At 56.3% G+C, this 22,489-nt stretch carries 16 protein-coding genes and 1 CRISPR repeat array; of the genes, 7 read left to right on the top strand and 9 right to left on the bottom strand.

Annotated features, from left to right (window positions below):
• Positions 1 to 66: 66 nt before the first annotated feature.
• The 9 genes from BFG58_RS06995 to lrp form a co-directional block, all read right to left on the bottom strand.
• A complete protein-coding gene (locus BFG58_RS06995) occupies positions 67 to 1,215 on the bottom strand; it encodes an MFS transporter (RefSeq protein WP_069719507.1) in 1,149 nt (382 codons plus the stop codon).
• Positions 1,216 to 1,491: 276 nt separating this feature from the next.
• Positions 1,492 to 2,355 carry a dimethyl sulfoxide reductase anchor subunit family protein gene (locus BFG58_RS07000; RefSeq protein ID WP_069719508.1) on the bottom strand — a complete coding sequence of 288 codons (864 nt, stop codon included), beginning with the start codon at positions 2,353 to 2,355 and terminating at the stop codon, positions 1,492 to 1,494.
• Position 2,356: 1 nt separating this feature from the next.
• A complete protein-coding gene (locus BFG58_RS07005) occupies positions 2,357 to 2,974 on the bottom strand; it encodes a DMSO/selenate family reductase complex B subunit (protein WP_021240882.1) in 618 nt (205 codons plus the stop codon).
• Between the two features lie 10 nt (positions 2,975 to 2,984).
• Entirely contained in the window at positions 2,985 to 5,429 is a 2,445-nt protein-coding gene (gene dmsA, locus BFG58_RS07010; RefSeq protein ID WP_069719509.1) for a dimethylsulfoxide reductase subunit A, read from the bottom strand.
• 210 nt (positions 5,430 to 5,639) lie between these two features.
• A complete protein-coding gene (gene serS, locus BFG58_RS07015; protein WP_008499983.1) occupies positions 5,640 to 6,932 on the bottom strand; it encodes a serine--tRNA ligase in 1,293 nt (430 codons plus the stop codon).
• A 92-nt stretch (positions 6,933 to 7,024) separates the two neighbouring features.
• Entirely contained in the window at positions 7,025 to 8,368 is a 1,344-nt protein-coding gene (gene rarA / locus BFG58_RS07020; RefSeq protein ID WP_008499984.1) for a replication-associated recombination protein RarA, read from the bottom strand.
• A gap of 9 nt (positions 8,369 to 8,377) precedes the next feature.
• Positions 8,378 to 8,992: an outer membrane lipoprotein chaperone LolA gene (gene lolA, locus BFG58_RS07025; RefSeq protein ID WP_024907806.1), complete on the bottom strand. Its 615-nt coding sequence runs from the start codon at positions 8,990 to 8,992 to the stop codon at positions 8,378 to 8,380.
• A 128-nt stretch (positions 8,993 to 9,120) separates the two neighbouring features.
• Positions 9,121 to 12,807: a DNA translocase FtsK 4TM domain-containing protein gene (locus tag BFG58_RS07030; RefSeq protein ID WP_069719510.1), complete on the bottom strand. Its 3,687-nt coding sequence runs from the start codon at positions 12,805 to 12,807 to the stop codon at positions 9,121 to 9,123.
• Positions 12,808 to 12,942: 135 nt separating this feature from the next.
• Positions 12,943 to 13,437, bottom strand: a complete 495-nt coding sequence (gene lrp, locus BFG58_RS07035) for a leucine-responsive transcriptional regulator Lrp (RefSeq protein ID WP_000228469.1) — start codon at positions 13,435 to 13,437, stop codon at positions 12,943 to 12,945.
• A 544-nt stretch (positions 13,438 to 13,981) separates the two neighbouring features.
• Between lrp and trxB the strand changes: the two genes are divergently transcribed.
• The 7 genes from trxB to BFG58_RS07070 all read left to right on the top strand — a co-directional run bounded on the left by trxB (position 13,982) and on the right by BFG58_RS07070 (position 22,475).
• Positions 13,982 to 14,950 (top strand): thioredoxin-disulfide reductase, encoded by a 969-nt coding sequence (gene trxB, locus BFG58_RS07040; RefSeq protein WP_032638969.1) that lies wholly within the window; start codon positions 13,982 to 13,984, stop codon positions 14,948 to 14,950.
• A 114-nt stretch (positions 14,951 to 15,064) separates the two neighbouring features.
• Positions 15,065 to 16,831 carry a cysteine/glutathione ABC transporter permease/ATP-binding protein CydD gene (cydD, locus tag BFG58_RS07045; RefSeq protein WP_069719511.1) on the top strand — a complete coding sequence of 589 codons (1,767 nt, stop codon included), beginning with the start codon at positions 15,065 to 15,067 and terminating at the stop codon, positions 16,829 to 16,831.
• A complete protein-coding gene (gene cydC / locus BFG58_RS07050) occupies positions 16,831 to 18,552 on the top strand; it encodes a cysteine/glutathione ABC transporter ATP-binding protein/permease CydC (RefSeq protein ID WP_069719512.1) in 1,722 nt (573 codons plus the stop codon). Before cydD ends, cydC begins: the two co-directional genes overlap by 1 nt.
• Before the next feature lie 45 nt (positions 18,553 to 18,597).
• Positions 18,598 to 19,302 carry a leucyl/phenylalanyl-tRNA--protein transferase gene (gene aat / locus BFG58_RS07055; protein WP_069719513.1) on the top strand — a complete coding sequence of 235 codons (705 nt, stop codon included), beginning with the start codon at positions 18,598 to 18,600 and terminating at the stop codon, positions 19,300 to 19,302.
• A 284-nt stretch (positions 19,303 to 19,586) separates the two neighbouring features.
• Positions 19,587 to 19,805 carry a translation initiation factor IF-1 gene (gene infA / locus BFG58_RS07060; protein WP_002211347.1) on the top strand — a complete coding sequence of 73 codons (219 nt, stop codon included), beginning with the start codon at positions 19,587 to 19,589 and terminating at the stop codon, positions 19,803 to 19,805.
• A 169-nt stretch (positions 19,806 to 19,974) separates the two neighbouring features.
• Positions 19,975 to 21,322: a CRISPR direct-repeat array (repeat unit 28 nt; unit sequence TTTCTAAGCTGCCTGTACGGCAGTGCAC).
• 239 nt (positions 21,323 to 21,561) lie between these two features.
• On the top strand, positions 21,562 to 22,005 hold the full coding sequence (locus tag BFG58_RS07065) for an antitoxin Xre/MbcA/ParS toxin-binding domain-containing protein (protein ID WP_023327017.1): 444 nt from the start codon (positions 21,562 to 21,564) through the stop codon (positions 22,003 to 22,005).
• Entirely contained in the window at positions 22,002 to 22,475 is a 474-nt protein-coding gene (locus tag BFG58_RS07070; protein ID WP_069719514.1) for an RES family NAD+ phosphorylase, read from the top strand. The genes BFG58_RS07065 and BFG58_RS07070 overlap by 4 nt, the downstream gene beginning before the upstream one ends.
• The last annotated feature ends 14 nt before the right edge of the window (positions 22,476 to 22,489 follow it).

Here is a 22,489-nt window from a genome sequence, read left to right on the forward strand (position 1 = left end):
ACAATAAGTAAAACTCTGAGTTGTGATGGGGACAAAAAAGCCTGTCATCGACAGGCTTTTAATTCATCAGGCATGTGCCACCGGCGTTGGATGTTCGCCCGCTTTACGCAGCAGCATTAACAGATAAATAAACGACACGCTGGCGATCATGATAAACAGTAAATTGTCGGAGTAATTCTGCATCAGCATCGCGGTAAACGTCGGCCCTAACAGGCTGCCGATGGTATAGCTCAGTAACAGCGCCTGGTTCATTGCCACCAGCTGGTGATGCTCAACTTTCTCACAGGCCCAGGCCATCGCGACGGGATAGAGCGTAAAGCCAGCAGCCCCGAGAATGAACAGCGCAGGCGCCATCGCAGCGTTGCTGAGCATGGCAAGACAGCCCATGATCACCACGAAGACCTGAACGCGCAGCACCAGCAGACGGCCAAAGCGATCAGCCAGACGGCCAATTGGCCACTGCCCCACAATACCCGCACTCACCATCACCGCCATCCAGAAGCCAATTCCGGAGTCGCTGACGCCCTGATGGTTCAGATAGAGTGGCATCAGGCCATAGAGCGAGCCCAGTACAATCCCCGAGATAATGCAGCCGTTAACGCCCAGACGCGCCTGACGCAGTCTCAGCATTGGCCAGACGTGGGTTGCTTCCTGGTGTTCGCTGTTCTGGTTCACAATGCGCGTAAAGAGCAGCGGCAGGATCGCGGCCAGCACCATACCGGTCACCCACGGCAGAACGCTCATCAGGTCGGTTGGCAGCTTGCTTACCATCAGTTGTCCCAGCACGGTGCCGACGTAATAAACCATCATGTAGGCAGCCAGCAGGCGACCGCGGTTGCGGGAGGTGCCGCTGCACATCAGCGCACTTTCAACGACCACCCAAATCATCGCGCAGCCGACACCGGCGAAAAAGCGCCATGCCATCCAGCTCCAGAAGCCGACCATCAGGCCCAGCCCCGCACATCCGGCGGCGAAAATCAGCGAAGCCAGATAATAGCTGCGGTTAAAGCCAAAGCGCTTGATCAGGCTCCCGGTCACCAGCGTCCCCAGCAGGTTCCCGGTAAAAAAGGATGAGCTGACCATACCCACCTGCCAGGTCGGTAAGTTTTCATGGGCGAGCCACAGCGGGACGAGCGTATTTAACACTGCGATCGCCAGGGTCAACAGAAGCAGGCCACAGAGCAACAGCAGCACTGGCCGGGTATAGGTGGTCATGGATTAAAAAGCCGTGAGGAAGTTCAGATTTCGTGCGCATCATGCCACTGGCAAAAACAAAGTCAATCCACTGATTTAGCCGCCTCGCACAATATGTTCCCTGTCGATTTAAAAAACTTATCCTGCTAATGCCACGCCTGCTATAGATATTAATTATGTCTCTGTTTTCATTTATTAATGGGCAAAATTAAAACAACACGACAGTCGAAAAATTTCATGATCGAAAAAAGAAAAAGCCGGGCACTCAGGCCCGGCTTGATATAACCAAATACAACATTAACTGGCGATAGCCATACCTACAGTCATATGCAACCCGTAGAACACGCCGCGACCAATCAGTTCACCCGCCAGTACCAGCACAAAAGCCAGTGACAACAGCGGCAGCGCAGGTTGATAGCCTTTAAGCTGAGGAGCAATCCAGAATACCAGCGCAGCGACCAGCAGGACGATACGCCAGGCCATCAGCGCACCGTAGTCCGGCACCAGGGCAGAGGCCTGCTGGATAGAGCTGTGAATGGTTGCCAGTTCAGAACCCTGCATCAGAGCGACCATCGCACTCACTACCAGCGCCAGAAGCGAAACAGCGGGCAGCAAACGCATAGCCCATCCGTCGACACCCGCCACGCGCAGCAGCAGGTAGCCCAGCAGCGGCCCGCCGATAAACATCGTCAGGAAGAAGCTCATTGGCGTCCAGACGCTGTACCAGGTGGGGACGGTATCAATGGTGTTATAGACACGCACCATCATCCACACGAACACCACGCCCAGCACCATGGTCAGGATCAGCCACAGGCTGCGCAGACCCGCAGGCAACTTCTTCATAGCGGCCAGCAGCCAGCCTAGCCCACCGACGGCAAAGAAAATTGCGCCACTGGCAATCTCGTTACTCAGTGATGAGGCCACCACGCGGTTCAGAGAGTTAAACGCGCGCATCGGCGAGCCCAGGTGCAGCGTTGAGGCGATAAAGCCAATCCCCATTAGCACCCACAGGCCAAACATGCTCAACACTAAACGCTGCTGCTGTTCAGCATTGAGCTGACCTTTCAACAACGCCAGCGCGAGAACAATGAAGCCGCCCGCCACGCACTGACCAAAGACCGTGAAGATCATCAGCGGCCATTCATACCATCCACTTCCCATCTCACACCTCCTTCGGGTTTGCCAGGTAGCCGGTGGTATCACCTGTAGGACGGCTGTTGGCGTTAGGTTTAATCACAATACTCGGCTTCGTGAAGTGCGCAGACGGCAGCGGTGCCACGGCGGCGAGCTGACCGTGTTTCTGACGCAGCTCTTCAATCGGGCCGAAGTCCAGCGCGCGCAGCGGACAGGACTCGACGCAAATCGGCTTTTTGCCATCCGCTACGCGGGTGTGGCAGCCATCGCATTTGGTCATATGGCCCTTGGCAGCGTTGTACTGCGGCGCGCCGTATGGACAGGCCATATGGCAGTAGCGACAGCCGATGCAGACATCTTCATCCACCACCACAAAGCCATCTTCGCGCTTGTGCATCGCCCCGCTCGGACAAACCTTCGTGCAGGCAGGATCTTCACAGTGGTTACAGGCAATCGACAGGTAATACGCAAAGACGTTCTGATGCCAGACGCCGTTATCTTCCTGCCAGTCGCCCCCGGCGTATTCGTAGATGCGACGGAAGCTCACGTCCGGCGTCAGGTCTTTGTAGTCTTTACAGGCCAGCTCGCAGGTTTTGCACCCGGTACAACGGCTGGAATCAATAAAAAATCCATACTGAGTTGTCATCGGTTACTCCTTAAACCTTTTCAACCTGGACAAGGTTTGTGTGGGATGGGTTACCCTTCGCCAGCGGCGACGGACGCTGTGTGGTCAGTACGTTAATACTGCCTGCCTGGTCGATGCGGTTGGCATCCGGGCTGTACCAGGCCCCTTCCCCTAACGCCACCACGCCGGGCATCATGCGTGGGGTGACTTTGGCTTCAATATGCACCTCGCCGCGACCGTTGAAGATACGCACGCGATCGCCATTGCTGATGCCGCGCGCTTTCGCGTCCATCGGGTTAATCCACATTTCCTGGCGGCAGGCGGCCTTCAGCACGTCGACGTTACCGTAAGTAGAGTGAACACGCGCTTTGTAGTGGAAGCCGGTCAGCTGCAGCGGGAATTTCGCCGTCAGCGGATCGTTATAGTTTTCAAAACCCGGCGTGTAGATCGGCAGCGGATCGATGACGTCCCCTTCCGGCAGCTCCCAGGTTGACGCAATGTTTGCCAGCGCTTCGGAGTAGATTTCGATTTTGCCCGACGGCGTGGTCAGCGGGTTCGCCTGCGGATCTTCACGGAACGCTTTGTACGCCACGTGGTGCCCTTCCGGATCGCGCTGTTTGTACATCCCCTGCTTGCGGAAGGTATCGAAGTCAGGGAGGTCCGGGATCGCCTTGCGGGAGAGTTCATGCAGATGGCGCATCCACCCTTCCTGAGTACGTCCCTCGGTAAACTGCTGCTCAACGCCAAGACGTTTCGCCAGCTCAGAGGTCATCTCATAAATGGTTTTGCACTCAAAGCGCGGTTTAATCGCCTGGTCGGTAAAGATCACGTAGGACATGTTGCCGCAGGAGGCGTCCAGCGCGAAATCCATCTGCTCAGAGGCGGTGCAGTCCGGCAGCAGGATATCGGCATATTTTGCCGAGGAGGTCATGTGGCAGTCGATCACCACAATCATCTCGCACTTCTTGTCGTCCTGCAGGATTTCATGGGTGCGGTTGATTTCAGAGTGCTGGTTGATGAGACAGTTACCGGCATAGTTCCAGATCATCTTGATCGGCACGTCCAGCTTGTCCTTGCCGCGAACGCCGTCGCGCAGAGCGGTCATTTCCGGGCCGCGCTCAATCGCATCGGTCCACATAAACATGGAGATGCTGGTCTGAACCGGGTTATCCAGCGTCGGCATACGTTCGAAGGGCACTTCATATGAACCTTCACGCGCGCCGGTGTTACCGCCGTGAATGCCGACGTTGCCGGTCAGAATGGAGAGCATGGAGATGGCACGGGTCGCGATTTCGCCGTTCGCATGACGCTGCGGACCCCAGCCCTGGCTGATATAGGCCGGTTTGGCTGAGCCAATCTCACGCGCCAGCTGAACGATACGCTCTGCCGGGATGCCGGTGATGGTGGAGGCCCACTCCGGCGTTTTCGCCACGCCGTCGCTGCCCTGTCCGAGAATATACGCCTTGTAGTGACCGTTTGCCGGCGCGCTGGCGGGCAGCGTTTTCTCGTCATAGCCGACGCAGTATTTATCCAGGAAAGGCTGATCAACAAGGTTTTCGGTGATCATCACCCACGCGAGCGCGGAGACCAGCGCGGCATCGGTACCCGGACGGATTGGGATCCACTCGTCTTCACGTCCGGCACCGGTGTCGGTATAGCGCGGATCGATGATGATCATGCGGGCATTGGATTTGGCGCGTGCCTGTTCGAGGTAGTAGGTCACCCCGCCACCGCTCATGCGGGTTTCACCCGGGTTGTTACCGAACAGCACGACCAGCTTACTGTTTTCGATATCGGACGGGCTATTGCCGTCAGCCCAGCCGCCGTAGGTGTAGTTCAGTCCTGCCGCGATCTGCGCAGAGGAGTAGTCGCCATAGTGATTAAGATAACCGCCGCAGCAGTTCATCAGGCGCGCCACCAGCGTTTTTCCCGGTGGCCAGGAGCGGGTCAGCGTGCCGCCAAGCGTCCCGGTACCGTAGTTCAGGTAGATAGATTCGTTACCGTACTCTTTAATCAAACGCTGCATGTTGGTGGCGATGATATCGTAGGCTTCGTCCCAGCTAATCCGCTCGAATTTCCCTTCCCCACGCTTACCGACGCGCTTCATCGGGTATTTCAGACGGTCCGGATTATAGACGCGACGACGCATGGAACGACCACGCAGGCAGGCACGGACCTGATGTAACCCTTCGTAGTTATCATCCCCGGTATTGTCGGTTTCGACATATTTAATTTCACCGTCCACCACATGCATACGCAGCGGACAACGGCTACCGCAGTTGACGGTACAGGCACTCCACACCACTTTTTCCGGCGAAGTGGCCGGAGACAGAGCCTCTGCCGCAGACGCCAGTCGGGTAAAGGGGAGCGTGAAGGCACTGCTGGCTACGGCCAGGCCGCCTATGGCCGTGGTTTTCATCAACCCACGGCGAGTGACCTCGGCAGCCATTAATGCTTCAGGCGCGTTGATTTTCATAGAGACTCACTTTGGTTGCTCACAAAGAAAAGAGAGGCGGCGCAAACCGCTATGTAGTTTTATATATAACGAATTTTTTCGTTATCAGCGTTTTATGCTGACTTTCATTCGGAGGAGTATTACTACTTTAGAGGGAGGGGTTATTGCGTCGTATCAAATCAAAGGCATAAAAAAAGCGCCCCGAGGCGCTTTTTTGTTTTAAGGCAAATATTAACCGATGTACTGCTGGCCTTTCATGTATGGACGCAGCACTTCAGGGATCTCGATACGACCGTCTGCCTGCTGGTAGTTTTCCAGCACGGCAACCAGGGTACGGCCCACAGCCAGACCAGAACCGTTCAGGGTATGCACCAGACGGGTTTTCTTGTCAGATTTGCTGCGGCAGCGTGCCTGCATGCGGCGCGCCTGGAAATCCCAGACGTTAGAGCAGGAGGAGATTTCACGGTAGGTGTTCTGCGCAGGCACCCACACTTCCAGATCGAAGGTTTTGCAGGCGCCAAAGCCCATATCACCGGTGCACAGCGCCATACGACGGTACGGCAGACCCAGCAGCTCCAGCACTTTCTCCGCGTGGCCGGTCATTTCTTCCAGCGCGTCCATGGACTCTTCAGGACGAACGATCTGCACCATCTCAACCTTGTCGAACTGGTGCATACGGATCAGACCGCGCGTGTCGCGACCGTAAGAACCGGCTTCAGAACGGAAGCACGGAGAGTGCGCCGTCAGTTTGATCGGCAGATCGTCTTCGTCGATGATCTCATCACGCACGAGGTTAGTCAGCGGCACTTCCGCGGTTGGGATCAGCGCGTAGTTGCTGCTGTCTGCTTCTTCGTCCAGCGGACGGGTATGGAACAGATCGCCGGCAAATTTCGGCAGCTGGCCCGTACCGTACAGCGTATCGTGGTTGACCAGATACGGCACGTAGGTTTCGCTGTAGCCATGCTGCTCGGTGTGCAGATCCAGCATGAACTGCGCCAGCGCGCGGTGCAGATGGGCAATCTGGCCTTTCATCACCACGAAGCGAGAACCGGTCAGCTTAACCGCTGCCGCAAAATCCAGGCCCGCGTGCATTTCGCCCAGCGTCACGTGATCGCGCACTTCAAAGTCAAACTCACGAGGCGTACCCCAGCGTTTCACTTCAACGTTGTCGTTTTCATCTTTGCCGACAGGCACGCTGTCGTCAGGAATATTCGGGATAGCCAGGGCAATATCACGAATTTCGGCCTGAAGAACATCCAGCTCCGCTTTCGCCTGATCCAGTTCTTCACCCAGCTTGTTCACTTCCAGGCGTAATGGCTCAATATCTTCCCCGCGCGCTTTCGCCTGGCCGATGGATTTCGATCGAGAGTTACGCTCTGCCTGCAGATTTTCAGTTTGTACCTGCAGAACTTTACGACGCTCTTCAAGAGCGCGCAGCTTATCTACATCCAGCTTAAAGCCCCGGCGTGCCAGTTTTTCAGCGACTGCGTCTGGCTCATTACGCAGCAGATTGGGATCGAGCATGCTTATCCTGTGCTTATCGAATTAAAATAGGAAATGTGACCACAGCCTGCGGTCACAAGGATACAATTGCCAACATTACCGCAACGACTGAACTAACGGTAGCGTTTTATAGGGCTATTTTGATCCTGTCCGGCGAGCCAGGTGAGCTTTTCACCAATCTTGCCTTCAAGACCTCTGTTTGTGGGGTGATAATAGCGCGTTTGTGCCATCTCCTGCGGGAAATATTCCTCCCCGGCGGCGTAGGCATTGGGTTCATCATGAGCGTAGCGGTACTCCTGCCCATACCCCATCTCTTTCATCAGTTTGGTCGGCGCATTACGCAGATGAACCGGTACATCGTAGTCCGGGCGTTCGCGTGCGTCAGACATCGCGGCCTTAAACGCGGTATAGACGGCATTGCTTTTCGGCGCACAGGCCAGATAGACAATTGCCTGCGCAATGGCGCGCTCGCCTTCCGCAGGTCCAACCCGGGTGAAACAGTCCCAGGCCGACAGCGCGACCTGCATGGCGCGAGGATCGGCATTGCCGACGTCTTCTGAGGCAATTGCCAGACAGCGGCGCGCGACGTATAACGGATCGCCGCCCGCAGTGATAATACGCGCGTACCAGTACAGCGCTGCATCCGGCGCGCTGCCGCGCACGGACTTATGCAGGGCCGAAATGAGATCGTAAAAACGGTCACCTTTATTATCGAAACGCGCGCTGCGTTCCCCGGCAATTTCGGTGAGCAGTTCCGGTTTTAGCACCCGCTTGCCAGCATCGTCGACCTCGGCCATATCGGCCATCATCTCCAGCGTGTTCAGCGCCCGACGCGCATCGCCGTTAACCAGTTCCGCAATCGCACGACGCGTCTCGTCAGGCAGAACGATATCCTGCCCCCCGTAGCCGCGCGATTTGTCGTCCATCGCCTGAGTAAGAACCTTTTCGATATCCTCGGTCGTCAGCGATTTGAGCAGGTAAACGCGCGCGCGGGAAAGTAGCGCCGAGTTCAGCTCAAACGACGGGTTTTCGGTGGTCGCGCCGATGAAGAAGATCGTGCCGTCTTCAATGTGCGGCAGGAAGGCATCCTGCTGGCTCTTGTTGAAGCGGTGGACTTCGTCCACAAAGAGAATGGTGCGCCGCCCGGCATTGCGGTTCTGCCGCGCACGCTCGATCGCTTCGCGGATCTCCTTCACGCCGGACGTCACCGCCGAGATACGTTCGACGTCTGCGTTGGCATAGCGGGCAATCACTTCAGCGAGGGTCGTTTTACCGGTGCCGGGTGGCCCCCAGAGGATCATGGAGTGCAAATGCCCCGCCTCAATGGCGCGCGGCAAGGGCTTACCGGCAGCCAGCAGGTGCTGCTGGCCGATGTACTGCGCTAAATTTTCTGGCCGCATACGTGCGGCCAGAGGTTGAAACGCGTTATCTGAAAAATCGAGCGACAGATTGCCCACTCACGCCTCTTACTTATTGCGTTGGTCGTCCACCGTTACGCCCTTCGGCGGGGTAAAGGTGAATTTCGATGCATCAACGGCGCCGTTCTGCTGAGACTTGAGCTGATAGCTGCTGCGCTGATCGTCCTGCTCAACCGCGCCGAACTGATTAATGGTACCGTTGGTGCTGACATTGATGGTGAACTGCTTCAGGTTGCCGTTGCTGCCTTTCGGCGTCAGGACAAATTCGTCACCTGTCTGTTTAATATTGTACTGCTGCCAGTCGCTGGCCTGGTTACGGGCAATCAGCATAAACGGCGTATTGCTGGTCGCATCCTTCAGCCAGGTCGCCGTGGCCTGCTCAACGAACGGGTTGAAGAACCATAGGGTTTTACCGTCAGAGACCAGGATGCTCTCATCCGGCTGGGTCATGTGCCAGTTGAAGAGATTGGGGCGTTTTACCCACAAATCTCCCTGACCTTCCTGCACCGCGTTGCCGCTGCCGTCCGTCACTTTTTGAGTGAAGCTGGCGTGGAAGCTGCTTACTTTATCCAGTCGGCTTTTAAGGTCGCTGGCCGCATCAGCCCAGACGCTGCTGGCGACAAAACTGGTGAGTAATGCACAGGCGATGGCGATTTTTTTCATTGTTATTCCTTAAAATACGTCTTCCCGATAGGGGGGTTCCGTCTTCTATTCTGGACCTGCCCGAAGGCAGGCGACAGAAGAAAATGCTTAATTTTGGCTGATTTACCCTTCTTTGCAATTGCGGAAGGTTAATCAAACGGTGGCGGTGCCAGCACCTCGCGGTTACCGTTATGCCCCTGCTCACTCACAATGCCCTGCGCTTCCATCTGCTCGATGATGCGCGCAGCGCGGTTATAGCCGATGCGGAACTGACGCTGTACGCCGGAGATAGACGCTTTACGTTTTTCGGTAACGAAGTTAACCGCCTGATCGAATAACGGATCCAGCTCTTCACCGCCGTCAAAGCCACCGCCGCCACCTTCACTTTCCGTGTCGCTGGTGATGCCATCGACGTATTGCGGACGACCGCGCGCTTTCCAGTCCTGCACAACCGCGTGCACTTCCTGGTCGCGCACGAACGCGCCGTGAACACGCACCGGAGAGGTAGAGTTCGGACCGGAATAGAGCATGTCACCCATACCCAGCAGCGACTCTGCACCGCCCTGGTCAAGAATAGTACGCGAGTCAATTTTGCTCGATACGGTAAAGGCGATACGCGTCGGAATGTTCGCTTTAATCAGACCGGTGATGACGTCCACGGAAGGACGCTGGGTCGCCAGCACAAGGTGAATACCGGCCGCACGCGCTTTCTGCGCCAGGCGGGCAATCAGCTCTTCCACTTTCTTACCGACGGTCATCATCAGGTCAGCGAATTCATCGACCAGCACCACGATATAAGGCAGTTTTTCCAGCACCGGATGCTGGGCATCCATGCTGTCACCCGGCTTCCAGTATGGATCCGGAATCGGACGTCCCATACGCGCCGCTTCAGCGATTTTCTCGTTATAGCCGGCCAGGTTACGTACGCCCAACGCAGACATCAGCTTGTAGCGACGCTCCATCTCATTCACGCTCCAGCGCAAAGCGTTGGCGGCGTCTTTCATGTCGGTGACCACTTCGGTCAGCAGATGAGGAATACCTTCATAGACCGACAGTTCGAGCATTTTCGGGTCAATCATGATGAAACGCACATCTTCCGGCTGCGCTTTATAGAGCATGCTGAGGATCATGGCGTTCACACCGACGGACTTACCGGAACCGGTAGTACCCGCGACCAGCAGGTGAGGCATTTTTGCGAGGTCTGCCACCACCGGATCGCCAGCGATATCTTTACCCAGCACCACGGTCAGCGGGGATGGGTTATCGCGGAACTTGGTGTTATCCAGCACTTCACGCAGGTAAACGGTCTGACGTTTCTTGTTCGGCAGCTCAAGACCAACGTAAGGTTTACCCGGTATCACTTCCACCACGCGCACCGCCACGGTCGACAGCGAACGCGCCAGGTCGCGGGACAGGTTGGAAATACGCGCGGCTTTTACGCCCGGCGCCAGGTTCAGTTCAAAACGGGTGATCACAGGACCCGGTGAGTAGTTCACCACGTCCGCCTTGATACGGAAGTCAGCCAGACGGGCCTCCACCAGACGCGCCATCTGCTCCAGCGCGAAGGTATCAACCGGTTCAACTTCTGACGGCGGCGGCGTTAACAGATCCAGAGACGGCAGCGGCGTACTTGGACGCTGCAGCGGACGGCTGTCACCGTTACGCATCAGCAGCGGGTGAATCAGGCTCTCCTGAGGCTGAGGCGCAGGCTGCTGGAACTGCGGCGGCTGTGGTGGCTGCTGCGGCTGTGTATACGGCTGCTGAACGGGCTGTTGCGGCTGCGCGTAGGCCTGCGGTGCCGGTGGCTGGCGCACAGGCTCAGCTTCCGGCATCACGCTCGGGGTAAATAAAGGCTCGCTTGGGCCATCATCCACCAGATCTTTCATCGGCGAGAATTCAAAGTCCGACAGCGAGAACGGATTTGCACCAGCCGGTTGTTCACCAGAATAGCGCTGCTGCTGGGTGGCGGCAAACTGACGCGCCAGTTCCGCTTCTGCGGCATCATCGTCGTCTTCCAGCGCCGGTTCATCGTGCTGATACTCTTCACCGTAGCGCTGATTCTGCTGGGCAGCGAACTGGCGGGCCAGCTCGTCCTGCTGCATTTCATCAGCATCATCGTCGTACTCAGACTCGCGGGCTTTTTCTTCAGCCATACGCTGGGAAGGCAGCTTGATGCCATAAGAAGCAAGCTCACGGCGGGTTGGCACGCGGACGCGGTTAGGACGAGGCAGCTGCGGACCAATCCCCTCTTTCACCTGAGGACGAGGTGCACCCCCGGTTGCCAGGCTAAAGACGGGTGCAGCCACGGCCGCCGCTGCGGTAGCCTGCTTCACGCTTTCCGCTACGGGTGCAACAGCAGGCGTCGGGTCGACAGGTGGAACAGAAACAGAAGGCGCTTTCGTAACCGGCTCCTGCACCGGTTCAGGCACAGGCTGATACCAGGCGGCCAGCTGTTCGCGCTCACGCGCGCGGCGCTCTTCGACTTCTTCAAAATAGTACAGCGGTGGACGGGCAGGCTTCACCTCTTCCACGATTTCAGGCTCAGGTTCAGGCTGCGGTGCAACGTAAGGCTGCACAGGTTCAACCGGTTCAGGCACGTACTCCTGATACGGTTGAGCCACTGGCTGCTGATATTGCTGCGGTTCATACTCAGGCTGCGGCGGCTGATAAGGCTGCTGCCACTGTTCCTGCTGCACGGGGATGTAGCTTTCAGGTTCAGGCGCAATAACGGGCTCTGGCGTGTGAACACCCGGCGCAGTCTGCCACTCAACCTGAGGCTGCTGAATAACGGATTCCGGTGGCGGGACCGGCGCGGATGGCATCACGGCGTCGACAGGCGCGGCATACGCCTGGGCTGCAGTCGTCGCGGCGGCCGCGGCTGCTACCGGTTCGGTGACCGAGTGGCCGTTTAACAGCGGGTCGTATTCGTCAAAGTCCCCGGGCGTGGCCCGGCTGCCGGAGAAGAGCACATCGTCAGGATCGACGGCGACACCCGCAGCGCGATACGCCACCTGCTCGTCTTCATCCATGCGTTTACCGGAGAAGAGCGCCGCATCGGTTTTACGGCCCAGTGGGTTGGCAAATTTCTCGGCCACACGCTGGCGACGCGCCAGCGCGCCGCGCAGAATTCGGGCACGACGAGACTCGCGACGCTGCACAGGCGCATCGTCTTCCTCTTCATCTTCGTATTCATCTTCATCCACCCACGTATCGTCACGGCGGGTACGATTGCTGGCAAAAGTCAGAATGGTGAGGATAAAGCTGCCAATTTTCTCGGCAATGCTCACCCAGGACCAGCCGGTAAACAGCGTCAGCCCGGCGGCCCAGATGCACAGCAGCGCCAGCGTGCCGCCGCTGCTGTGCAGCATCGGCTGCAGCGCAGAACTTAATAAGCTGCCGATCACCCCGCCAGAGGCGAAGTACCAGATATCATCGGCGTTAATCGCCGCCAGCCCGCAGGAGGTGAGGATCAGCGCCAGCGCGCCAATCAGGCGCAGCGAGACGGCGAAATAGTCGATGTAATCATCGTTCTGACGATGACGCCACGCAAACCAGCATCCGCCAATGATAATGACGGGAAGGGTGTAGGCCATCACACCGAAAATGAAGAACAGCGTGTCCGCAAGCCAGGCACCGGGGACACCGCCCAAATTATGGATAGGCTCATGCCATGCAGTTTGTGACCAGCTGGGATCCGAGGGGTTGAAACTGAGTAAGGCTGCCATCAGCCAGACGGCAAAAAGGGCAATAACAATCAGCAAAGCCTCGAGGAGACGACGTCCGCTGCTTAGCTTCGATAGTGTGACTTCTTTGTCTTCAGTGTATTCCTGGCTCAAGAAAGGCTCTCCAGGTATCAGGCATATCCTGCCTGTTTGCTAAAACGGACAACAGCGCCGGGACTCCCCGGCACTGTTGCTGTATGGATTAACAGGAGTGTAATCAAACTACGCTGATTTTGCACCTGTTCCGTGTTAGCGCGTCTTAATAACCAGACGATTGCTCTGTTTGACCTCTTCCATCACCACGTACGTACGGGTGTCGTTCACGCCCGGCAGACGCAACAGGGTTTCCCCCAGCAGCTTACGGTAGGCGGACATATCAGGCACACGGGTTTTCAACAGGTAGTCGAAATCACCGGACACCAGATGACACTCTTGAATTTCTTCAAGTTTTTGTACAGCGGCGTTAAATTGCTCAAACACATCCGGCGCACCACGATTCAGAGTAATCTCAACAAATACCAGAAGTGAGGCATCCAGATAATGCGGGTTCAGCAGAGCCGTATAGCCCTGAATAAAACCCTGTCTTTCCAGTCGGCGCACACGCTCAAGGCACGGCGTCGGGGAAAGTCCCACACGTTTTGAAAGCTCGACGTTGGAAATACGCCCATCCTTTTGCAATTCATTAAGAATGTTACGATCGATACGGTCGAGATCTTTGCCAGGGCGCTTCTTGCTATCTACCATTATTATTGTCTCTCTGTATTCCTTCCCTACTCCTGCCTGGACCCTGTGCACATCACTGTTCAGAGCCTGTACCCGTTAGTCATCACATCGCCTGATTATGTAATAGACGCGATGCGGATTCGGGTTCTGTTGGTAAGAAGACCGTTGCCCGAAGGCAGTCACCGACATCACGTATGGCGTCTGTCCACGCCATGCGTAGATTTCACTGACCCGGTAAAAATGGCATTTACGTGCATGCCTATGCGGCATACGGTTAACGCGGTTTTTTTTCTTCCTTGAATGTTTTCGCAAAAGCGCAGGGGATTGTCAAAGCAAAACATCGTTTTTTAGTACAACATGCCGGATATTCATTGCGGCAGGGTATTAATCCTCATTTTATTGCCTTACAAACGACCGCTTTTCTGGAGAAAGCGTGATGTTATCGGGCGCGATTCATCGTCCATGGCTATTACACAGATTGATATCAAAATTGCTGCGCTCTTTTTTTACGACAACAAATTCCCTACAATCCAGCAAAATGTCTGCCAACAACAATGGGGATCTCATGGGCACGGCCAAACACAGTAAGCTGCTAATCCTTGGTTCTGGACCTGCGGGATATACCGCGGCGGTCTATGCTGCACGCGCTAACCTGCACCCGGTATTAATCACCGGCATGGAAAAAGGCGGTCAGCTGACCACCACCACCGAAGTGGAAAACTGGCCAGGCGACCCGAACGACCTGACCGGGCCGCTGCTGATGGAGCGTATGCACGAGCATGCCGCTAAATTCGAAACCGAAATTCTGTTCGATCACATCAATAAGGTCGACCTGCAGAACCGTCCGTTCCGCCTGACGGGTGACAGCGGTGAATACACCTGTGACGCGCTGATCATTGCAACCGGTGCCTCTGCCCGCTATCTCGGCCTGCCATCCGAAGAAGCGTTTAAAGGCCGAGGGGTTTCTGCCTGCGCCACCTGCGACGGTTTCTTCTATCGCAATCAGAAGGTCGCGGTCATCGGCGGCGGCAACACTGCCGTGGAAGAAGCGCTGTATCTGGCGAACATTGCCTCTGAAGTGCACCTGATCCACCGCCGCGAGACCTTCCGCGCGGAGAAGATCCTGATCAAACGTCTGATGGACAAAGTGGCGAGCGGCAACATCGTGCTGCACACCAACCGTACGCTGGAAGAGGTGACGGGCGACCAGATGGGCGTTGCCGGTCTGCGTATTCGTGATACCCAGAACACCGATAATGTCGAAACGCTGGAAGTGGCGGGTCTGTTTGTGGCCATCGGTCACAGCCCGAACACCGCAATCTTCGACGGTCAGCTTGAGCTGGAAAACGGCTACATCAAAGTGCAGTCCGGCATTCACGGTAATGCGACTCAAACCAGCATCCCGGGCGTATTCGCGGCTGGCGACGTGATGGACCATATTTATCGTCAGGCGATCACCTCTGCGGGCACCGGCTGTATGGCCGCGCTGGACGCTGAACGCTACCTCGATGGACTGGCTGAACAAGGTAAATAATCTTTACAAGTCAGTAACAAACGTAAATAAAGGCGGCGATAAGTCGCCTTTATTGTCTCCCCGTTGTAACATTGCGCTGCCCAACTTCTAATAACGTCACCTGCAAAGTACGCAATGGAAAAAACCCGTCAACAAGAGTTAACACGCTGGCTGAAACAGCAAAGCGTTCTTTCCCGCCGCTGGCTTACGATTTCCCGTCTTTTGGGTTTCGTTAGCGGTCTGTTGATTGTTGCCCAGGCATGGCTGCTGGCCCGCATTCTTAATCACATGATCATGGAGAACATTCCACGCGAAGCGCTCCTGCTGCCCTTTATTGTCCTGATCCTGATTTTTATCCTGCGCGCCTGGGTGGTGTGGCTGCGTGAGCGTGTCGGTTTTCACGCCGGACAGCACATCCGCTACGAGATCCGCCGTCAGGTGCTCGACAGGCTTCAGGAAGCCGGGCCCGCGTGGATCCAGGGTAAACCAGCCGGTAGCTGGGCGACGCTGATCCTTGAGCAGATTGACGATATGCACGACTACTATGCGCGCTATCTGCCGCAGATGGCCCTTGCCGTCTTCGTTCCGCTGCTGATCGTGATCGCCATCTTCCCGGTGAACTGGATGGCGGCGCTGATTCTGATGGGCACCGCCCCGCTGATCCCGCTGTTTATGGCGCTGGTCGGCATGGGGGCTGCGGATGCCAACCGCCGTAACTTCCTCGCACTGGGTCGCTTAAGCGGTCATTTCCTCGATCGTCTGCGCGGCATGGAGACGTTACGCATTTTTGGCCGCGGTGAAGCGGAAACCGAAAATATTCGCCTGGCGTCACAGGACTTCCGTCAGCGCACCATGGAAGTACTACGCCTCGCCTTCCTGTCTTCAGGCGTTCTGGAATTCTTCACCTCGCTGTCGATTGCCCTTGTGGCGGTCTACTTCGGCTTCTCCTACCTCGGTGCGCTGGATTTCGGCCATTACGGCACGGCGGTGACCCTTTCCGCCGGTTTCCTGGCGCTGATCCTGGCGCCGGAATTTTTCCAGCCGCTTCGCGATCTGGGAACTTTCTATCACGCCAAAGCTCAGGCGGTTGGCGCCGCCGATAGCCTTAAAACGTTCCTGGAAACGCCGCTAGCCCACCCGGAGCGCGGTGACGTGACGCTGAATGCGAAAGATCCGGTGACCATTGAAGCGCAGGACTTTTCCATTCTGTCGCCCGAAGGCAAAGTGCTCGCCGGTCCGCTGAACTTTACCTTACCTGCCGGACAACGCGTGGTCCTTGTCGGCATCAGCGGTTCCGGGAAAAGTTCTCTGCTGAACGCGTTGTCCGGTTTTATGGCCTACACCGGTTCACTTCGGATCAACAAAACCGAACTGCGCAATCTCGACCCTGACGCCTGGCGTAAACAGCTCAGCTGGGTAGGCCAAAATCCCCAGCTCCCGGCATCTACGCTGCGTGAAAACGTGCTACTGGCGCGCCCTGACGCGCGTGAAGATGAACTGCAGTCGGTTCTCGACCGCGCCTGGGTCAGCGAGTTTCTGCCGCTGCTGCCGCAAGGGGTGGATACCGTTGTCGGCGACCAGTCCGCCGGGCTGTCGGTCGGGCAGGCGCAGCGTGTGGCCGTTGCCCGCGCGCTGCTCAACCCATGCCAGCTGATGCTGCTGGACGAGCCTGCAGCCAGCCTTGACGCACACAGCGAGCAGCGCGTCATGGAAGCGCTTAACGCCGCCTCCCTGCAGCAAACCACCCTGATGGTCACCCACCAGCTGGAAGGGATTGCCGACTGGGACCAGATCTGGGTCATGGAAAACGGCCGTATTGTTGAGCAAGGCGATTACGCCTCTCTCGTTGCCGCCCAGGGGCCATTTGCTACCCTGCTGGCGAACCGTCAGGAGGATATCTGATGCGCGCTCTGCTACCTTACCTGGCGCTCTATAAACGCCACAAATGGATGCTGACGCTGGGTATTGTGCTGGCTATTGTCACGCTGCTCGCCAGCATCGGCCTGCTCACGCTTTCCGGCTGGTTCCTGTCGGCCTCGGCCGTCGCGGGGTTCGCCGGTTTATACAGCTTCAACTACATGCTTCCGGCTGCCGGGGTTCGCGGTACCGCCATCACCCGTACTGCCGGACGCTATTTCGAACGGCTGGTCAGCCACGACGCCACTTTCCGCGTGCTGCAGCACCTGCGTATCTATACCTTTAGCAAACTGCTGCCCCTCTCCCCTGCCGGGTTGGCGCGTTTTCGTCAGGGCGAGTTGCTTAACCGCGTGGTGGCGGATGTCGACACGCTGGATCACCTTTACCTGCGGGTGATTTCCCCGATCGTGGGCGCGTTTGTGGTGATTGTGGTGGTCACGCTGGGGCTGTCTGTTCTGGATGTCCCCGTTGCGCTGACGCTGGGTGGGATCATGCTGCTGACGCTTATCATTCTGCCGCCGCTGTTTTACCGCGCCGGGAAATCCACCGGGGAAAACCTGACGCGCCTGCGCGGGGACTACCGTCAGCAGCTGACCGCCTGGCTTCAGGGGCAGGCGGAGCTGACCATTTTTGGTGCCAGCAAGCGCTACCGCGCCCGCATGGAAAGTACGGAGCTGAACTGGCATGAAGCCCAGCGCCGCCAGTCGGAACTGACGGCCTTCTCTCAGGCGCTGATGATGCTGATCGGCGGCGTGGCGGTGATAGCCATGCTGTGGCTGGCATCCGGCGATATCGGGGGAAATACACAGCCGGGTCCGCTTATTGCCCTTTTCGTCTTCTGTGCGCTGGCCGCGTTTGAAGCGCTGGCCCCGGTGACGGGCGCCTTCCAGCATCTGGGGCAGGTCATCGCTTCTGCCCTGCGCATCACCCAGATTGCCGAGCAGAAACCTGAAGTCACGTTCAGTGCCGGGCAGACCGTGGTACCTGGGCAGGTTGCGCTGACGCTTGAAGATGTCACCTTCAGCTACGACAAACAGGCGCAGAACGCGCTGGACGGTATTACCCTTTCTGTTAATGCCGGTCAGCGGATTGCGATCCTCGGCCGTACCGGCTGCGGTAAATCGACGCTGCTTCAGCTGCTGACCCGTGCCTGGGATCCGCAGCGCGGCCAGATTCGTTTTAATAACACGTCGCTGACTGATTTCAGCGAGCAGGCACTGCGCAAAACGGTCAGCGTCGTTCCGCAGCGCGTGCATCTGTTTAGCGCCACCCTGCGCGATAACCTGCTGCTGGCAGCCCCAGAGGCCACGGATGATGCGCTTCGCGCCATGCTGGAACAGGTCGGTCTGCATAAGCTGCTTGAGGACGAGGGATTGAACAGCTGGCTGGGCGAAGGTGGCCGTCAACTCTCCGGCGGTGAACTGCGCCGTCTGGCCATTGCGCGCGCGTTGCTGCACGATGCGCCGCTGATGCTGCTTGACGAGCCCACCGAAGGGCTGGATGCCACGACCGAGAGCCAAATCCTTGATTTGCTGGCCAATGTCATGACCGGTAAAACCGTCCTGATGGTCACGCACCGCCTGCGCGGACTGGCGAGTTTTGATCGGATAATTGTGATGGACAACGGACACATTATTGAGCAAGGTAGTCACGCAGAGCTGTTGGCGAAACAGGGTCGCTACTACCAGTTTAAACAGCGTCTGTAGACTATATTTGTAGCGTCCTCACTCGCGTACTGGAGTTTTGCTGTCATGCGCCTGGTCCAGCTTTCTCGTCATAATATCGCGTTCCCTTCTCCGGAAGGGGCGCTGCGTGAGCCCAATGGGCTGCTGGCCCTTGGCGGTGACCTCAGCCCTGCGCGGCTATTGATGGCGTACCAGCGCGGTATCTTCCCCTGGTTTTCTCCCGGCGACCCCATTTTATGGTGGTCTCCCGATCCGCGTGCCGTGCTGTGGCCAGAGCAGTTTCACCTGAGCCGCAGCATGAAGCGTTTCCATGCGAAATCCCCCTACCGCGTCACCCTCAACCACGCCTTTGGACAGGTCATTGAAGGCTGTGCCGAAGACCGCTTTGAGGGAACATGGATAACCCGCGATATCGTTACCGCCTACCACCAGCTTCATGAGCTTGGCTACGCTCACTCCATCGAGGTTTGGGACGGTGGAGCACTCGTCGGCGGCATGTATGGCGTGGCACAGGGGACGCTGTTTTGCGGCGAGTCGATGTTCTCCCGCGCGGTGAATGCCTCGAAAACGGCGCTGCTGGTCTTCAGCCAGGCATTTGCCCAGCGCGGTGGACGCCTGATCGATTGTCAGGTGCTCAATGAGCACACGGCTTCTCTCGGCGCCGTTGAGATCCCGAGACGCCAGTACATCGAGCATCTGGATGCCAGTCGTCAGGAGAAGCTCCCCCGCGACTTCTGGATACCGAGAACGCTCTTTATGCCCAATGCCTAAATGTTTTCCGCATATTTTTTGTGAGGGTGTTATAATTATGCCGCAGAGTAGCTTCTGCCTGTTGCCCCGCCGCCGTTTGGGACCCTCGCTTCAGATAACGTCCTGACGTTTATCCTGTTGTCTCCCCTTTACGAATGCGCTTCCTGTTCGGTTGTACCGTGACGCTTGGGCAATGCGCCGAAACTGTTTTGCTGCGTTTTAATCGCGCAATTCTTTACTTAATTGATGAATTTCGGCATTATCTTGCCGGTTCAAAACTTGGTAGTGATACCCCAGAGGATTAGATGGCCAAAGAAGACAATATTGAAATGCAGGGTACCGTACTTGATACGTTGCCTAATACCATGTTTCGCGTAGAGCTGGAAAACGGTCACGTGGTAACTGCGCACATCTCCGGTAAAATGCGCAAAAACTACATCCGCATTTTGACGGGCGACAAAGTGACTGTTGAACTGACCCCGTACGACCTGAGCAAAGGCCGCATTGTCTTCCGTAGTCGCTAATTGTTTTCGCCTGTAATGGCAGATGAATATTAAATAAGGCCGGGGTTTTCCCCGGCTTTATTTTTTTGTGGTGCAGTTGATTATTTGAACAATTATTTAGCCGTTCGTTCCAGCTTCAGGGCTGTCTGTTCGACAGTGTAGAGAGTAAAGGGAGACCTTATTTTCTATTTTGCTAAACTGCGTGTACGGCAGTGCACCTTCTTTCCCTACGCGTGAGCTGGCTGTTGCCTTTCTAATCTGTCTGTACGGCAGTGCACGGGCGGGTTACCGAATACGAACAGATGTGCTATTTCTAAGCTGCCTGTACGGCAGTGCACGTTGTCGGTCGTACTTGCTGGTTACGACCACCTTTCTAAGCTGCCTGTACGGCAGTGCACCCTCCATTTGTTAAACCGGCTGGGCCTCATCCTTTCTAAGCTGCCTGTACGGCAGTGCACGATGTGCTCAAATTCGAAATGTGCGGCCCGTATTTCTAAGCTGCCTGTACGGCAGTGCCCCCCTGAATCTGCGCGGCAAGTTGCTCGTATCCTTTCTAAGCTGCCTGTACGGCAGTGCACATGCTGAAGGTTCGTTTCGTACTGGTCAGCTTTTTCTAAGCTGCCTGTACGGCAGTGCACGGTGCGGGTTGGTTAGGTTCTGCCTCGTTACTTTTCTAAGCTGCCTGTACGGCAGTGCACATCATTTCCCTTTTTGTCTTTTTCGCCACGATTTTCTAAGCTGCCTGTACGGCAGTGCACCTTCAAACGACGTGTCAGCGTCAGCGCACTCCTTTCTAAGCTGCCTGTACGGCAGTGCACAGTGAACATATCAGACGGTGATCCAGCGGGTATTTCTAAGCTGCCTGTACGGCAGTGCACGTCCTGCCGTTCTCTGATATTCGACGCGTCCATTTCTAAGCTGCCTGTACGGCAGTGCACCTTCGGGGGCCGTGGCGTTTATCTTCGGCGCGTTTCTAAGCTGCCTGTACGGCAGTGCACGTTGAATTTCAACCTCGCTGGTCGCAGCTGCATTTCTAAGCTGCCTGTACGGCAGTGCACACTTTCAGCTTATCAATGTAGTCCTCCTTGCTTTTCTAAGCTGCCTGTACGGCAGTGCACGATGAGGCGGATAACTTCGGTATCGATGGTACTTTCTAAGCTGCCTGTACGGCAGTGCACAAAAGCCGCAAGCCAGCCGGCCGCCTGGTTGTTTTCTAAGCTGCCTGTACGGCAGTGCACTCTTTCGCTGCCTGTTCGGCGTTCGCACTGTCTTTCTAAGCTGCCTGTACGGCAGTGCACGCAGTCACTCACCAGAACTACCGCGACGGACTTTTCTAAGCTGCCTGTACGGCAGTGCACTTATTTTTTCAAAAACCTGTAAGTTTTTGCAGTTTCTAAGCTGCCTGTACGGCAGTGCACAGTTAAACATCGCATCGACGTCGGCCTGTGTCTTTCTAAGCTGCCTGTACGGCAGTGCACGCGACTTGTTGGGGATGGATGGAATTGCAGACTTTCTAAGCTGCCTGTACGGCAGTGCACTGAAATAATATCTCCACACCCTTATGATTTTCATACAAAAAAAGCTAAAAACCCTTCTCTCACCCTCTTTTTCACTCACCAAAAATAATCATTTAAAATCAATCCATTGCACAACCGCTAAAAATTAGGGTCAAAACACTTTTCTTCGCATTAACCACCCGCACAAAAAACGCCCATTCCACTCCCTCTGACAAATGACTATACTTGTCTATGACAAATGACATTACTCAGGAGGTTACATGAGAACATGGATCCCCGCACAGAAACCTGCTGATAACGCGCTTTGGCGTTACGCCGGTTTACCTGCCAACCGAGGTATGCGGTTGATTGAATTTCTCAATCAGGGATTACCCGTCAGCGTGCTCGACAACATCCACGAGTGGACGTCCATGTCGAAAGCGGACATTTTGCGTGTCACGGGTATCAACGAACGTAACGTGGCCCGCCGCAAAAGCGCGGGACGGACGTTAACGCCCGACGAGAGCGAACGCGTGGCCCGTTTCGTTCGGGTGCTGGATGCTGCCGTTGACTATTTTGGCAGTAAAGAAGAAGCATGGACCTGGTTGCAGGCACCGGTGCGCGGACTGGGGAACGTGGCGCCCGTCGACTTAATAGCGACGGAAACCGGTGCGCTGGAAGTCACCGATTTAATTGGCCGCCTGGAACACGGAGTGTTCGCATGATTTTTTATCGTCTGGTGACAGGTCGCTATGCCAGCGAAGCGTGGAGTGGAAGTGGCGCAAATCAGTACGGCGGACGGTGGAATCATAAAGGCCATCCAGCTGTGTATGTCTCCACCTCCATCTCGCTGGCCTCGCTGGAGATTTTGGTACATGTCAGAAAAGATACCGTACTGAATCAGTACCAGCTTTTCAGCATTGATATCCCGGATGACCAGATAGATTACCTGGATAAAGCGTGGCTCCCTGAGGACTGGCAGGAAAATCCGGCGCCGGTATCGACAATGGATCTGGGAACCGGTTGGTTGCAGGCTAACAGTGCCGTCGCGCTCATCTTACCTTCCTGTATCATCCCTTATGAAAACAATGCCATTCTTAACCCCTTACATCCGGCGTTCCACTCGGCACTCAATTCAGTTCAGCAACTCCCCTTTGTTTTTGATACCCGCCTGACAGAAAAAACCGCACCCTGAACGCGGATGCGGTG

It is taken from the genome of Enterobacter sp. ku-bf2, from assembly GCF_001742765.1.
Classification (GTDB): Bacteria; Pseudomonadota; Gammaproteobacteria; order Enterobacterales; family Enterobacteriaceae; genus Enterobacter; species Enterobacter quasiroggenkampii.

Bases quoted from the DNA above. Each gene is read 5' to 3' on its own strand.
- BFG58_RS06995 (WP_069719507.1), bottom strand. From the start codon at position 1,215: ATGACCACCTATACCCGGCCAGTGCTGCTGTTGCTCTGTGGCCTGCTT.
- BFG58_RS07000 (WP_069719508.1), bottom strand. From the start codon at position 2,355: ATGGGAAGTGGATGGTATGAATGGCCGCTGATGATCTTCACGGTCTTT.
- BFG58_RS07005 (WP_021240882.1), bottom strand. From the start codon at position 2,974: ATGACAACTCAGTATGGATTTTTTATTGATTCCAGCCGTTGTACCGGG.
- dmsA (WP_069719509.1), bottom strand. From the start codon at position 5,429: ATGAAAATCAACGCGCCTGAAGCATTAATGGCTGCCGAGGTCACTCGC.
- serS (WP_008499983.1), bottom strand. From the start codon at position 6,932: ATGCTCGATCCCAATCTGCTGCGTAATGAGCCAGACGCAGTCGCTGAA.
- lolA (WP_024907806.1), bottom strand. From the start codon at position 8,992: ATGAAAAAAATCGCCATCGCCTGTGCATTACTCACCAGTTTTGTCGCC.
- lrp (WP_000228469.1), bottom strand. From the start codon at position 13,437: ATGGTAGATAGCAAGAAGCGCCCTGGCAAAGATCTCGACCGTATCGAT.
- trxB (WP_032638969.1), top strand. From the start codon at position 13,982: ATGGGCACGGCCAAACACAGTAAGCTGCTAATCCTTGGTTCTGGACCT.
- cydD (WP_069719511.1), top strand. From the start codon at position 15,065: ATGGAAAAAACCCGTCAACAAGAGTTAACACGCTGGCTGAAACAGCAA.
- cydC (WP_069719512.1), top strand. From the start codon at position 16,831: ATGCGCGCTCTGCTACCTTACCTGGCGCTCTATAAACGCCACAAATGG.
- aat (WP_069719513.1), top strand. From the start codon at position 18,598: ATGCGCCTGGTCCAGCTTTCTCGTCATAATATCGCGTTCCCTTCTCCG.
- infA (WP_002211347.1), top strand. From the start codon at position 19,587: ATGGCCAAAGAAGACAATATTGAAATGCAGGGTACCGTACTTGATACG.
- BFG58_RS07065 (WP_023327017.1), top strand. From the start codon at position 21,562: ATGAGAACATGGATCCCCGCACAGAAACCTGCTGATAACGCGCTTTGG.
- BFG58_RS07070 (WP_069719514.1), top strand. From the start codon at position 22,002: ATGATTTTTTATCGTCTGGTGACAGGTCGCTATGCCAGCGAAGCGTGG.